Source organism: Deltaproteobacteria bacterium (genome assembly GCA_029860075.1).
In the GTDB taxonomy this organism is placed as follows: Bacteria; Desulfobacterota; JADFVX01; order JADFVX01; family JADFVX01; genus JAOUBX01.
In genome coordinates, this window is record JAOUBX010000002.1 from 33319 (window position 1) to 47965 (window position 14647).

The window sequence follows — 14647 nt, forward strand, 5'->3', positions numbered from 1 at the left end:
TTGACTCCTAATCGATGAGCTGCATATCACATGCAATATTAAAAACAATGTCTTTGTCGATAATGTCTGCTTCCTTGCCAAAACCCTCTAAAAGTGAATTTGATGCAATATTATTAATTATTCGGGGAACACCGCCGGAATATTTGAATATTTCCTCTACGGCTTCTTTTGTAAAAAGCGCTTCCTCTCTGCCTGCAACCTTGAGCCTGTGCTCTATATAGCTGGCAGTTTCTTTCAAATCAAGGGGCTTTAAGTGATAAAGGATACTCACTCTCTGGAGCAAAGGCTCATAATGTTTTCTCGCCAGTCTCGTTCGCAGCTCAGGCTGGCCCACAAGAAGAAGGGAGAAAAGATTCTGGTCGTCAAGCTGACAATTCGTGAGAAGCCTGATTTCATCAAAAGTTCCCTTTCCCGGAATCAGTTGGGCCTCATCTATTATTATAACGGGACAAATGCCCGATTCATAATGCTTAAAAAGAATATCATTTATCTCATCAATGAGGTCTGATTTAAAATAGCTCGGACTTTCAATACCGAGCCTCCGGGCCAAAAGTTTTAGAAACTGCGTCGGACTTAATCTGGGATTAATAATAAGGATAGGCTTAAAACTCTCATCAAGAGAATCGATAAGCGCGCGCGAAAGGGTCGTTTTTCCCGTCCCGATATCACCGGTAACAAGAACGAGTTCTCTCTCTTCCACACCGTACTGCATCCTGGCAAGGGCCTCACTGTGCTCACCACTCATAAAAAGAAACCTTGGGTCCGGTGTCTTCCTGAAAGGACGTTCTTTTAAACCGTAAAATTCTTCGTACATAAATTACACTCCCGTCAATTCTTCAACAATAGAGGCTACATCGAGGACAAGAACCGTTTTGTTGTTGCCAAGATCAGTGGCGCCTGCAATACCCTTGATACCGCTAAAAACATCACCAATGGGCTTGATAACAATGTCCTGTTCTCCCACAAGTTTATCAACGACCATGCCGAAACGGTGCTGGGCAATGGCAGCGACGACAACATAGAGGTCATTAGCCTTTTTTTTCTCCCTGGCGGGAAGGTCAAAGATTTCTTCAAGTCTCACAAGAGGCAAGGTGGCATTCCTGTTTTGAATGACCTCCTTTTTCTCCACCGTCTCTATCTCTTTTTTATTTACAAGCAGACTTTCCTGGATCGAATTTAGCGGTATGGCATAGGTCCTGGAAGCCGTCTCTACAATGAGGGCCTGTATAATGGCCAGCGTTATGGGCAAGGTAATCCTGTTCAGGGTGCCATGGCCTTTTTCACTTTCAATATCGATATGCCCGCTAAGCCGTGTAAGGTTGTTCTTGACCACATCCATTCCCACACCGCGGCCCGATATTTCACTGATTTCCGAACTCGTGCTGAAACCGGGAGTAAAAATCAGTTCCAGGATTTCATCATCGGAAACCTCCTTACTTTCAGAGACAAGACCTTTCTGTTTCGCTTTTCTGAGAATTTTCTCCTTATCTATGCCTGCGCCATCATCTTCTATTTCCATCATGACATTGTTTCCACGCTGGAATGCGCTCAGCCTGACAGTCCCCTTTTCCGGCTTTCCTGCCTCCCTTCTCAATTCAGGAGGTTCTACACCATGGTCTACGGCATTTCTTATAATATGCATGAGAGGATCGCCGATCTCCTCAACAATGAGTTTGTCAAGTTTGGTATCAGCACCCTTTATAATAAGATCAACCTCTTTATTGTTGGACCTTGCAATTTTTCTTACCGTCATGGCAAGCCTGTCGAAAAGATTGCCGAGAGAAACCATACGGATCTCCATCATCCCTTCCTGGAGTTCGGCAAGCTTCCGGTTAAGCTCCCTGTTCGATCTGTCAAGCGACTTGGCAAGCATATGATAACCGGGGAGCCCTTTCATCTCATCGGCTATACTGACCATACTGTTCTTTGTAATCAGCAGTTCACCGATAATATTCATGAGGAGGTCCATTTTAGATATATCGACTCTTACCGTTCTGCTGATCGCCTTGACGGAAGTCGTTTCAATACCCCTCTCTTCTTTCTTTACTTCCTCTTTGGCCGCCTCTTCCCGATCTGTTCCATCACCGGAAACAATGGTCATACTGACGTCACTTTTATCTATCTTGGATTCGATAAAGTGGGAACTTTTCTGGGAACTGAAGAGGAGATCGAACTGTATCCCCCCCTCTTCTCCTCCGGTGGCGCTGGGAAGGGTCGATATCACTTCTCCATGATCCCTTATACTGGCGTTAATATCGCCAAGCCCTTTATCAAAAGAATCCATACTGAAAGACGCGTGAATAAGGTAAATGTTCTTTCCGCTCTTAATGCCCTCCAGCAGTCGATGTTCTTCATATTCCGTCAGAACGGCAAGAATAGTGGGGTCGATATTGAGGGAATCGATGGGAGAATGCCGTTGAAGCTCCAGCTCCTTGTTCATCGCCTTTTCAAGGGTAGACAAAAGGCCCTCGATTTTGCCGGCAGACGTTAAGGCTTCCTCATTGCCCTTTACAAGTTCTGTAATGATTTCAATACATTCAAAGAGGACATCAAGTATTCGGTCGGTAACAGACACTTTCCCAAGCCTGAGAGAATCGAGAAGGTTCTCCATGTTGTGACTTACCTCAGTGAGGCTTGTAAGGCCAAACATGCCGGCAAGTCCTTTCAGGGTGTGGGCAGACCGGAATATACTATTCAGGGTATCAGGGTGGGCATTCTCTTTTTCACTGCCAAGCACAAGCAAATCAGAGTTGAGTTTTTCTATAATTTCTTCCGCTTCAGAGATAAACTCATCGAGCGCTTTATCATCACTGTCGTTATCTTTTACCATAGTTTAGCGTTCCAGGTATTTAACAATCAGGTTTTGAAGCTGCTCCGGCTTGAAGGGCTTAATCACATACTCATTGGCCCCAAGATCTATCCCTCTCCGGCGGTCCCTGTCACTCCCTTCCGTAGAGATAATAATAAGCGGGATTTCCTTATATTCTGAATTGGTTTTAACAAACTTGACCAGTTCGAGCCCGTTTATATCGGGCATATTAATATCGGTAAGAATGAGATCAAATTTCTTGTGAGGGAGTATTTTTAATGCTTCAAAGCCATTTGATGTTTCAGTGACATCAACATCATCGAGGATTTCCACGGTAGAAACGATGAGTGAACGCATGGTTGAAGAATCTTCAACAATCAGCACATTTTTTGCCATTTACATTACCTTTCCAGGGTTGAAGATCAGATCAGGCATGAGACATCTCACTTACTCTCCTTTCAAGAAGCGCCCTTTCCATGGCGACCCCCGCCTGCATAAGAAAGACATCCAGAGCCGAAGCATCACCAATTTCCTTATCTTCAGGCACATTGTCACAATAAAGAATGACGGCAACCTTGTCATTGGCAATAATGGGGGCGGCGTAGGACTCGAAGGGATAATGGCCCCCAAGGTTATCTATAATATACCTGTTACCTTCCGTGTCTTCCAGTTTTTTTGTAATACTTCGTTGACTTTCTGTAACATCTTTCAATATGGAAGGGATGTCTTTTGAAATCTTCATGGAGCGCACCCGCTTTTCCGCTATCTCTCCTTTCAGTTCAATGCCGAACTGGCCAAGCCCTTCGAAGCCGTCACTTTTGGCAAGAAAAATGACGGACCTGTTCATAAGTTCACTTGCAAATCTGAGCGTAAGAAGCGTTATCTGCTTTCCGCCTTCGGGACCGTTTAATTCCTCTATCATCGATTTCAAAATGGATATGCCGGGGCTCGATGGAGGTTGCGCCGGCCCTTCATCTTCAGGAAGAATCTCTCCAACGGCGGCAAACTCCTTTTCCAGTCCCACAGCAAGGTCAACAAGCCCTGACGCTTCAGCGGGAATACCCCCTTCTTCCTTTTTAAGTTCTCCTGAAAAAGCGGGTTCCAGAATAGAGGCAACTTTGTCAAGAAAACTCTCAACGGCGCCATGATCATACTCCGTACCGAATTGTGCTCTTTTGGGTTTATCTATGTAGGAATGAGCACCCATTTCGTCAGCCCTTTTTTCCGCATCACGGTTGACGTGGTCGGTCATGAGTATAACGGGTATATCGGGAAAGCCGCCCCTTAAGATTTCGAGCGTCTCAATGCCTCCAAGGATTCCCGTCCCGTCCATTCTCGGCATGATAAGGTCTGCAAGGACAACGACGGCGCCATCTGTCGATCTTAGCTCACTGATTACATGAAGGGCTGATTCCGTCTTTTCCTGTACGATAGCATCATATCCCCTGCTGCTTAGCCCATCTCTGATAACATTAAGTGTATTAGGATCATCATCGATAATGACAACGCCTTTATTGATATTATCTAAAGAAATTTCCTCTTTTACAGAAGGAACCGTCTCTTTCGGCTCTTCAGGCACAGTTTCCTCATGGAGGGCCTTTATTTCTTCACCGGAAATTTCGGGAAGGACTTCCTCAACAGGCTCCTCAGGAAAAACCTCTTCTGCAAAAGACGGTTCCACCGGCGGGGGCGCTTCCACTGCCGGCGCTGCTTCCGGAACGGGCTCAGGGGCAGGCGCCGCCGCCCCGGCAGCAGCGCCGTCCCGCCTTAACTCATCCTGCAAGCGGGTGCCTTCCATTGCAATAAATTGTGGATTCATTCCATGCTCATAAACAAAAAAGTCGGCATCCGTCAAATATTCATCAACATCTTTTAATTCAAAATTAAAATTCCCTGATATCCATCCAAAAAGAGAATAAGCCGATTTTTCTATACAGCCTTTTTTGAATTCATCAATTTTATCCTGCTCGATGCCAAACTTCTCTGTTAATATATTATCCAGCTTTTCCCGGCGGCCACCTTCTTCATAAAGCCTGACAGTTTCGGAAGCCTGATCTGCGCCGAGCAACCCCCGTTCAACGAGAACACCGGCAAGGTCTTCGTTAATATCCGTTGAAAAGGCCCTGATAACCTGCCCGTCTTTAAAAACAAGCTTGCCTTCCTTATCAGGAGTATTCAGAAAAAGGATACCGGATTTTCTGCTCAGGCTCACAATCTGAAGGATATCACCAAGTCCCAGGTCTTCAAGGTTACCGACTAAACTCATTATTCTCCAAAATAATTAATCTCCTTTTTAAAAATACGGGCTAAAAAATCAGGCAATCGCTTCATTCATGCTTCCTGTTCGGTAGCCCTCAATATCAAGTGAAATATAACTAAAACCGTTCTCTTTAAATCCCTTGATAATGGCATCTCTCACAGGTGGAGAAAGAAACTTCTCAAAATCTTCAACTGTCGTCTCTATTCTTGCCACATCATCGTGAAACCTTACCCTGAATTGCCGGAAAGAAAGCGACCTGAGAATATCTTCACACTTTTCTACCCGCTTTACCCTGTCGTAGGTGATTCCCGTACCATAGGGAAATCTCGATGACAAACAGGCAAAAGACGGTTTATTCCAGGTAGCAAGGCCCAGTTCTCTGCTTAAAAGTCTTATGTCCTCTTTTGTCATACCGGCTTCAACAAGAGGACTCCTGACGCCGAGTTCCTTTGCTGCATCTCTTCCCGGCCTGTAATCACCTAAATCATCACAGTTAGCACCGTCAGCAACATGGGTATAACCGAGATCACCTGCCTTCTCTTTCAGCAATCCAAAAAGTTCACTCTTGCAAAAATAGCATCGTCTCGGACTGTTTTCAGAAAAACCGGAAATTTCCAGTTCATTTGATTCGATAACCTCATACCTGCATCCAATGAAAGAGGCCAGTTTTTTTGCTTCTTCAAACTCATGCCCCGGATAAGTGGGCGATGTTGCCGTAACGGCAAGCACCTTGTCACCCAGAATGTCGCTGCATACTTTTAGCAAAAAAGTACTGTCAACCCCTCCCGAAAAAGCAACAACAAGAGATCCCATGTCTCGGACAAGGGTCTTTAATTTTTCATATTTCTCTTCAGGACTGCCCATGGATCAACGCAGCCACATTCGATTGACGTCAGCCTCCGGCAATGGGCCGGAAACGGGGTAAATCCCCTCGCCACGGGGCGAATGGTACTTCACCTCGGCAACATCTCCCCCTTCAAATTTGCTGAAGCGCAGCATAAGCCCTCCGGCCATTTCCATGATACCGTCATTATTTTCTCCGTCAATAAAAACGGTGGGACCTGAAAAATTATGAGGTGTCAGTAAGGTCCCCTTTCTCCCAATTGAAGCAATTCGTCTGTTTTCCATTTCATTCCTTCCCACAACGGCCTTTGTATTTTCTCCCAGCCTGAAATGCCTTCCCACCGTCAACAGCTTAACATCGGTCCAACTCTGTTTTTCCTTATGACCGAAGGAATCCTTTAACCTTGAAGCAAAGTTCTTTTCCGTGAGCAGGCATCCTCCCGAAGCACAGGGGTAATCCTCGATTTTATAATCGTCGGCAACCTTAATTTGCTCCTTCCTTGACCGGCCTTGTATGGAAAGCAGTTTTTCCCTATCGATAATGCCCGTCTTTTCCGGGATGGTAGGGGGGAGAAGCCCGGCAGAAAGGGGACGCAGGATAAGCCCTTCAAGGCCGCTTTCCCTTTCGATGAGAAACATGGGGTCCTTTCTCTGCGACATAGGTCTTTGTCCCAATACTTCTCCTGTAATGATAAAAGAAGCGCCACATTCTTCCATATACTTTTTCGCACTCTGAAATGTATAAATACGGCAGTCAACACAAGGATTCATAGCGCTCCCATAACCGAACCTGGGGTTTTTAACCACATCGAGATAACCGAGATCCTTATGGACAACCTTAACCTCAATGCCAAGCTGACCGGCAGCCGTCTGCGCATGAGAATTGCAGCCGCCACCGGCCATATTGCCGTCGCAGAGGCAAAAAGGACTTTTAAAATTTAGGGCCACAACCTCTATCCCCTGTTCGACAACAAGCTTGACGGCAAGTGTGCTGTCAAGGCCTCCCGACATAAGTGCAATAGCTTTTCTGTTCATTTTCTCCTTAAATATTAACAATAAAAGATGGTCTATGCAAAACAAGCAAACAAAGATAAATACCTATAGTATTTAATTTTTAGGGCAGTGTCAAAAGTTTTGTCCATCATTTGGCACAGGGAAAAGGGCGGTCAGGCTTCTTTAATAAAGGGTTCATCAATTAAATATCAACCCGGAAAGTCAGAGCAGATTAATGATGTGGTTCAAGATTTTTTCAAGAGGCAATGCAGCTTCAGCAAGCCCCGCCTGGATAACGGACCTTGGCATGCCGTATATTGTCGAAGTGGCCTCATCCTGGGCAAGTACCCTGCCGCCTGCTTTTTTTATAAGAGCAGCGCCCTTAGTACCGTCATCACCCATGCCGGTGAGGATAACACAGAGACTGTTTTTACCGTAAACAGATGCAATGGTTGCCAGAGATACATCGGCACAGGGCTTTAATGAACTCCCCGCCGGTTCTTTATCAAGCTTTATTTTTTTTTTCAATCCTCTTTTAAAAATCTTGAGATGCCACCCTCCGGGAGCAATATAGGCGCTTCCCGATGACAGGACATCACCGTCTTGCGCCTCTTTCACCTTTAAAGAACTCATCGAATCAAGGCTTGTTGCCAGAGACCGGGTAAAAAGCGGCGGCATATGCTGAACGATGACAACAGGCATGGGAAAAGCGGCAGGAAGCAGTGGAATGATCTTGCCCAGCGCCTGAACACCACCGGTAGAGGAAGCGATAAAAAGAATCGATTCGCGGGGACTGTCCAGCTTGGCTCCTTTGGGCATTTTCAAAACTTGCCGGACTTCAACCCTTTTTTTCCTCATCCTGGCTTTTGCAAGTACCGAGGCAAGGACCTTTTCAATCAGTTCATCTCGAACAGCGGAAAGATCGAGAGACAAACAGCCCTGTGGTTTCGCCACAAAGTCGATGGCGCCCTTATTAAGCGCCTTAAGCGCGACATCCGCCCCTTTCTCCGTACAGCCGCTAAACATAATGACAGGCGTCGGTTTTATTTCCATGATTTTTTCCAGCGTTTCGAGACCGTTCATACCGGGGAGATTAAAGTCAAGCGTAATAACATCGGGATTAACACTGTCTAACATGCGTAATGCCTCCTCACCGCTTCCAAGAAGAGAAGCTACCTCTATCCTTGAATGAGAAGCCAGAATAGCAGCCGTCGCCTTTCTCATAAAGTTTGAATCATCAACAATCATTACTTTTACAGCCACAATTTTACCTGCCCTGAAATCCTTTAAAGACAAAAAAAGGGGGAGGCGTTCCCCCCTCAAGATAAAAAAATTTTCTCTCTGACAAAAAGCGCCTATACAACAGGGATGAAGACGGTAAATACGGCCCCAACGCCTTCCTGGCTTTCTATCTGGATCTTCCCCTGGTGCATCTCAACGATCCTTTTAACAAGCGCCAGTCCCAGTCCGATTCCTTCATAGCCTCTTGTCATGGAACTGTCAACCTGAAGGAAAGGCTCAAAGATTCTTTTCAACTTTTCATCATTAATGCCTATGCCGTTATCTTTTATAATAAATTCTACATTCTTGCCGCTCTGTCTCGTTTCAAAACTCACATCGCCACCTTCAGGTGTAAACTTTACGGCATTTGTGAGTAAATGGTGAACCATGAGAAGCAATTTCTTCCTGGCACCGCTAATGTTGCCCAGGTTATCCTGGCAGACGACGGTACACTTGAGTCTGTTCTCTTTGGCATCTTCCATAAAGGGGTTCTCAAGCTCCCTTACTATCGATTCGGGTTCTATTAATTCAAACTTTTCCGTATGCTGCTCTTCCTGGAGAGAAAGCATTTCCAAAAGAGAATCAATAACAAAACCGAGGCGGCGGCTGCAATGATACATATCATTCATTATTTCAAACTGGGTGGGAGTCATCTTGCCGAGATCATTATTTAGAAAAAGTTCCAGATAGCCCATAACCGGCGTAAGAGGGGTTCTCAATTCATGAGATACGGTCTGCATAAATTCATTTTTTAACCTGTCTATGCTCTTTAACTCTTCATTTGCTTCGGAAAGTTCCTGGGACTTTTCTTCCAGTTCGGCAGTCACATTTTCCAGGTTGCCATAGGAATTTCGAAGTTCATTATTCGCCTTCTGAAGCTCCACATAGTTTCGCTTCAATTCGTGGTCCCATTTTTCAAGATTGTCCATCATATCATTAAATCTTTCAGCCAGCCTGGACAGGTCATCATCATTGGGAACGTCCATTCTAAGGCCAAGGTCCCCGCTTTTTGCAACATCGTCGACAGAGTCGATGAACTTCTGAAAAGGTCCTAGAATTGTAGACCTCAGGTAAACAATGATAAGAACGGTACTGATGATGATAACGGCAATACTCAGTATAATGATGATTTTGGTTATTTTCATGCCATAGCTGTCGGCAGCATAACTGTCGGTAATAATCTCTTCAGATATGTTATCAACCTCTTGCATGGATTCGCTAATAATATCCCCCAGGCCGGATATGGCTTTTATTTTCTCTTTTTTATTTTTTTCATCTCCCGATAAGACAAATTCATTAGCATCCTTTATGTAATCCGTAAAAGCGCTCTCAATTCTATCCCACTGAGCTTTAAGTTCCGGGGGGGCTTCATCTTTTGTCGTTTTTTTGAGCATTTCCTTCGACACCTCAGCGGTTTGCATGAATCTGCCAAGGTCTGCACTGTATCCCGCCTCATATTTATACAACTCTTCCCGGGATTTATTAAATTCAATAAGAAAGTAATGATAGTTTTTATGGTTTCTTTCCTTTTCAATAACCTTTTCATAATCGGAAAACATCGACATGGAAGTCCATAAAACAGAGGCGCTCATCCATAGCACCAGGATAACCATTAATATTGCATAATTTCTTATTTTCTTTCTCAAGTTTCAGCCTTTTTGGTGTTGGTTAATATTTTTTAAAGTCATTGCATTTAGACTGTTTTTCATGAATTACTCCTGACGGCACTTACAGATTATAAGCCTCTTCAAACATGCTTTCATTCTCAACGAGCGAAAGAAACACTTTCACCACATGAGGGTCAAACTGTGTGCCGGCACACCTTTCCAGTTCATCCATAACAGGTATCATATCGATCTTGTCCCTGTAAGGCCTGTTCGATCTCATGGCATCAAAGGCATCAACGACAGAAATTATCCGTGCTTCGAGAGGGATACCCTCTTCCCTGAGTTTGTCGGGATAACCGGTGCCGTCATAGCGCTCATGATGATGCCTTACGGCAGGTAAAAGGGAGGAAAGATATCTGACGGGCTTTAAAATGCTCTCACCGACAACAGGATGGCTCTTCATGATGCTCTGTTCTTCATCGGTCAGCCTTGAAGGTTTTTTAAGAATACTGTCATTGATTCCTATCTTTCCGATATCGTGAAGTCTCGACGCATGCCTTAACATTTCTACGAAGGATTTATCAAGCTTCATTGCCTTGGCCACTTCTATGGCAAACATGGTGACCCGCTCCGAATGCCCCCTTGTATACCTGTCCTTTGTCTCCAGGGCAAATACCATGGACTCAACAATGCCGACAATATAATCAAGCTGTTCCCTGTTTTTCTTAAGCTCTCTTTCAAATTTCTTTTTAAGACTCTCTATGCTTCTTTTCCTTCTCTTTTGAAAAAGCTCACTCAACGTTTTTTCAAGTTCTCTTTCCGACAAAGGTTTAAAAAGACAATCGAAAGCGCCTTCCCTGATTACATTTTTTACCAATGAAATATCGTCACTGTCGGCAAGAAAAATGATATCCGTACCGGGACTTCTTAAAGATATTTTCCTGATTAATTCGATAATATCCACATCTGCCACAGAAACATCTGCAACCCAAACATCGTACCGGTTCTTCGAAAGATGTGACAGGGCGTGCCTCAGCAATATACTTTCACAATAGCCGAATTCCCCGACCGCTTTTTCAAGCACTTTCATTTCACTCCTGTTTTCCGCTGAAAGCAAGAGTTTAGGCACCCTGGAATCCTTCTCAACATTCTCCCTGGCATAGATTGAGCTTTCAACAGCCTGAAGGAGTTCACCCTTGGAGAAAGGCTTGACCAGATATTCACTAAGGCCTTTATCAAGCATTTCAGCCACCTGAAAATCCGTTCCATAGGTAGTCATGAGGATAATTTCCGTATTTACATCACACGCTTTTATATCAGATAAAATGGTCTCTCCCAGTATCTGCTGAAGAAGATAATCGAGAAGAATGACATGCGGTGAAAGAGAGCTTACCAGGGGCAAAAACTCCTCCGCATTTGAAGTAGCCGCAACCTGATAGCCCTCCAGAGTCAACATGGTAGAAACCATTTTAACGGTCTGTTTATCTTTGTCGGCAACAAGAATTCTTTTCATAAAAAAACCTTATTCTCTTAAAGATACTTTTTTAATACTTCAAGAAATTTTGCCGTATTGAAGGGTTTGGTAATATAATCATTGCACCCCGCCTCAAGCCCTGCTTTTTCATCCCGCTCCATGGCAAAAGCGGTAAGAGCAATAATGGGGGTATGGGCAAATTGTTTCATCTGCCGCAATTTTTTTGTGACTTCAAGACCATCGAGCCTCGGTATTTGTATATCCATCAGTATAATATCGGGCAAACTCTCTTGAGCCACTTCCAGAGCCTGTATACCATCATAAGCCTCAACAATTTCACAATTTATAGGTTCCAGAACAAGCTTGAATAGTTTCAGATTCGATGGATTATCTTCGACAATCAATATTTTTTTTCTTTCATTATCCACTTTTCACCTCTTTACTATTTAGCGTTCAATTCATTTTGTAATAAATATAAATCCATATCCATTCCCGGGGCCGGAGATTCAACCATTGACAAGGCCCGGAGCCTTTCGGACTCAGGTCAAGTCTGCTGCGGGAAAGTTCTTTCCCCCGCTGCGGTCTCCTACGACAGTCTCCTTGCCAATTTTTCAGACAGCGATTCCCCCTCCCCCTTTTCTTCTGTCAGCAGAATAACAGGAATCTGCGAGGGCTCTAACTCTTTTTCCAGCTTTTCAATCAATTCCCTGTCATCTGCCGCGGCTTGAAGAAAATTAAGTGTAACAGCATCAGGCATAAGCATCTTTGCCGCCCGCAATAATTCATCCTCATTATAAAACATTATCACCTCATAACCATCTTCTTCAAGCTCTTTGCACAGTTTTTTGTTCCCCCCCTTACCGGGCTGAAAAATAAGCACAAGCCTGGCCGGTAAAGAGTCCTTGAGCCGCCCTTTTCTGATTTCTTCTTCAAACTTGCTGAAAAAAGACCGGGGCGCCACATAAGAAGAGCTATCGGCAATCTCTGCGGAGACAGAGTCTTCAAGGGTAAAGTAAAAAATACTTCCCGAACCTGCCCTGGTTTCAAACCATATAGTCCCTCCCAGAACGTCAACCAGCTTTTTACAAATGACCAGACCGAGCCCCGTTCCTTCATAATTCCTGGAATGGGAACTGTCTACCTGGACAAAGGGCTTGAAAAGCTTTTCTATATTTTTAGAATCAATGCCTATTCCATAATCTTTAACTGAAAATTCGACGGCATTTCCTTCCCGTTTTACACGAACCTCTATGCTCTGATTTTCCCCGCTGAATTTGCTTGCATTGCTCAGGAGGTTAAGCAGCACCTGCCCCAGCTTTCCCCTGTCAGAAGTCATGGACTCCACATCTGAATCGACATCCAGCTTTATCTGCTGGCTCTTTTTCTCTGCCAGAGGGCTTATCGTCCTGATGAACACCCTTACTTCATTTTCTACATTAAACATTTCTTTTTCAATTTCAATATACCCTGCCTCTATTTTGGACAGATCGAGAATATCGTTGACAATCTGCAGAAGGTGGAGTCCACTGCCCAGTATATCACCAACGCATTCCTTTTGCTTGACCGTCAATTCACCAACAAGTGAATCGAGGAGTATTTCCGAGAAACCGATAATTGCATTGAGCGGGGTCCTAAGCTCATGTGAAACGAGAGAAATAAATTCCCCTCTTAATTGGTCTACCTGAAGAAGTTCTTCATTCTTTTTACCAAGCATATCACTTTTAAGCTTAAGATCACTGGCCAGTTCTTTCAGTTTCTCTTCTGCAGCCACCTTTTCAATACCGATACCGAGAAGAAAAGACGCAAAATTAACAAACTCAAGTTCTTTATCAAAAAAATGATCTTTACCGAACAGGAGGAGGCCCCTCACCTGCATGTCCCCCCCCACGACAGGGGCACAAACTATTTTGTACGGCTTGTGAGAAGAAAAAAGACGTCTCACTTCATCGTCCTGCCCAAGCTCACTTAACACCCCGTCAATACTTTTATTGCTTTCAAACACTTCGCCCATTACACCGGAACCGGCATTGATTAAAGAAATATCTTCCACCCTGCCGGCAGTTGCAAGGTTTTCCATTTTTCTCCCTTTGCGGGAACCATAAAAGACAATCCCTCCCTCTGCCTGAAGATAGTCGGAAATATTTTCCAGGAAGCCTTTCCCCACATCTTCCTTTACGTTCGACTGGAGTATAACATAAAGGAGATCGTTATAAGCGGAAACGGCTTTACTCTGATCGGCAAGCTCTTTGTTATTCTTCTCCAGCCTGAGGTTGGCATCTTCCAGTTCCAGCTTCTGTTCACTGAGCCTGTCGAACATATTCCGGATGCTTCTTTCTAATATGAGAATTTCATCATTAGTCCGCAAATCCTGTTCAACAAGGTCTTCCACTCCCTTAAGACCCTTCAGAAAGCGGAGAATCTTTTCGATAGGATTTGTAATACGACGGGCAATTAAAAGGGCAATAACAATAAATCCCACGCTTCCCGACAGGGTAAGCCAGACAAAAAACTTTGCCAGCGCCTCGGCCTCTGTGTAAAGGCTTTCACGATCCTGGAGCGCTAAAATTTTCCAGTCCATACCGGGGAAATTATAGTATCCTTTGAGTTTTGACATGAAGGCCAGGTATTTTTCTCCCTCAAAGAATTTATTTTCTTCTATAGAATCAATAATTGCGCCAACACCGGGCAAATCATCGGCATAGTCGTTAAAAGCAGTCCTTGCGCCCTTAAGATCTGCCAGGATGATATTATCATGGGAAAGGAGAAATACTTCTCCATGGGGAACATTAAGATCGATTATATGGGCGGCAACGGCTGACAGTTTGATATCATTATGAATCACTCCCTTGAAATCCCCCCGGTAATCATAGACGGGCGCACAAAAATCGATGACGGGAACAGGTTCCGAAAGTCCTGACATGTGAGGATCGCCAAAAATGACATGGGGCGCCTTCCCATCAGGAGAATTCAGTTGTGAGAGCAGCTTCCGGAAACAGGAATCATCTCCCATAAAAGCCCCCATACCCGATTCATCACTTGAAGCGATGACAGTCCCTCTTTTATCGATCAGGCCGAGCCACGCATAGGGCGTATAGCGCTCTTTTACCATTTTGAAAAAATCTGATTTTTCCCGGTTTTTTCCTTCTTCACGCATAAGAGGCAACATGGAATGAATGTAAGTATCGTTATACCTGAAATAAAGAAGATGATCTATCCTGTGACCGGCCGGGGCCGGCATAATAGTGAAACGTTTCTTTATTTCCTGGGCGACCCCTTTTCTTGCTGCCCTGTAACTCACATATCCGCTGACGAGAAGCGGAATGATGCCGAGGAAAAAGAGCGTTAAAATTAATCTGGTGCGAATTTTCATAATTAGACGC

The 14647-nt window shown here is 44.4% G+C and carries 11 protein-coding genes; all 11 read right to left on the reverse strand.

The window, feature by feature from the left end; all coding sequences use genetic code 11:
• Window positions 1–7: 7 nt before the first annotated feature.
• Window positions 8–814, reverse strand: a complete 807-nt coding sequence (locus OEV42_00835; GenBank protein ID MDH3972796.1) for an AAA family ATPase — start codon at window positions 812–814, stop codon at window positions 8–10.
• Between the two features lie 3 nt (window positions 815–817).
• Complete coding sequence (locus OEV42_00840) at window positions 818–2830, reverse strand: chemotaxis protein CheA (protein MDH3972797.1); 2013 nt, start codon at window positions 2828–2830, stop codon at window positions 818–820.
• A 3-nt stretch (window positions 2831–2833) separates the two neighbouring features.
• Window positions 2834–3205 carry a response regulator gene (locus OEV42_00845; GenBank protein ID MDH3972798.1) on the reverse strand — a complete coding sequence of 124 codons (372 nt, stop codon included), beginning with the start codon at window positions 3203–3205 and terminating at the stop codon, window positions 2834–2836.
• A 31-nt stretch (window positions 3206–3236) separates the two neighbouring features.
• A complete protein-coding gene (locus OEV42_00850) occupies window positions 3237–5075 on the reverse strand; it encodes a response regulator (GenBank protein ID MDH3972799.1) in 1839 nt (612 codons plus the stop codon).
• Between the two features lie 48 nt (window positions 5076–5123).
• The gene (gene larE, locus OEV42_00855) at window positions 5124–5933 is read right to left on the reverse strand and encodes an ATP-dependent sacrificial sulfur transferase LarE (GenBank protein MDH3972800.1); all 810 of its coding nucleotides are present in this window, start codon (window positions 5931–5933) and stop codon (window positions 5124–5126) included.
• Between the two features lie 3 nt (window positions 5934–5936).
• Entirely contained in the window at window positions 5937–6947 is a 1011-nt protein-coding gene (locus OEV42_00860; protein MDH3972801.1) for a hypothetical protein, read from the reverse strand.
• A gap of 180 nt (window positions 6948–7127) precedes the next feature.
• Complete coding sequence (locus tag OEV42_00865; protein MDH3972802.1) at window positions 7128–8168, reverse strand: chemotaxis response regulator protein-glutamate methylesterase; 1041 nt, start codon at window positions 8166–8168, stop codon at window positions 7128–7130.
• A gap of 92 nt (window positions 8169–8260) precedes the next feature.
• Entirely contained in the window at window positions 8261–9832 is a 1572-nt protein-coding gene (locus tag OEV42_00870; GenBank protein ID MDH3972803.1) for an ATP-binding protein, read from the reverse strand.
• Window positions 9833–9914: 82 nt separating this feature from the next.
• Entirely contained in the window at window positions 9915–11306 is a 1392-nt protein-coding gene (locus OEV42_00875) for a response regulator (GenBank protein MDH3972804.1), read from the reverse strand.
• 17 nt (window positions 11307–11323) lie between these two features.
• A complete protein-coding gene (locus OEV42_00880) occupies window positions 11324–11695 on the reverse strand; it encodes a response regulator (protein ID MDH3972805.1) in 372 nt (123 codons plus the stop codon).
• Between the two features lie 158 nt (window positions 11696–11853).
• Window positions 11854–14637, reverse strand: a complete 2784-nt coding sequence (locus OEV42_00885) for an ATP-binding protein (GenBank protein MDH3972806.1) — start codon at window positions 14635–14637, stop codon at window positions 11854–11856.
• Window positions 14638–14647: the final 10 nt, after the last annotated feature.

What these genes read in the sequence shown, in the direction of transcription:
- OEV42_00835 (MDH3972796.1), bottom strand. Translation starts at nt 814, where the DNA reads ATGTACGAAGAATTTTACGGTTTAAAAGAACGTCCTTTCAGGAAGACA.
- OEV42_00845 (MDH3972798.1), bottom strand. Translation starts at nt 3,205, where the DNA reads ATGGCAAAAAATGTGCTGATTGTTGAAGATTCTTCAACCATGCGTTCA.
- OEV42_00850 (MDH3972799.1), bottom strand. Translation starts at nt 5,075, where the DNA reads ATGAGTTTAGTCGGTAACCTTGAAGACCTGGGACTTGGTGATATCCTT.
- larE (MDH3972800.1), bottom strand. Translation starts at nt 5,933, where the DNA reads ATGGGCAGTCCTGAAGAGAAATATGAAAAATTAAAGACCCTTGTCCGA.
- OEV42_00840 (MDH3972797.1), bottom strand. Translation starts at nt 2,830, where the DNA reads ATGGTAAAAGATAACGACAGTGATGATAAAGCGCTCGATGAGTTTATC.
- OEV42_00875 (MDH3972804.1), bottom strand. Translation starts at nt 11,306, where the DNA reads ATGAAAAGAATTCTTGTTGCCGACAAAGATAAACAGACCGTTAAAATG.
- OEV42_00885 (MDH3972806.1), bottom strand. Translation starts at nt 14,637, where the DNA reads ATGAAAATTCGCACCAGATTAATTTTAACGCTCTTTTTCCTCGGCATC.
- OEV42_00860 (MDH3972801.1), bottom strand. Translation starts at nt 6,947, where the DNA reads ATGAACAGAAAAGCTATTGCACTTATGTCGGGAGGCCTTGACAGCACA.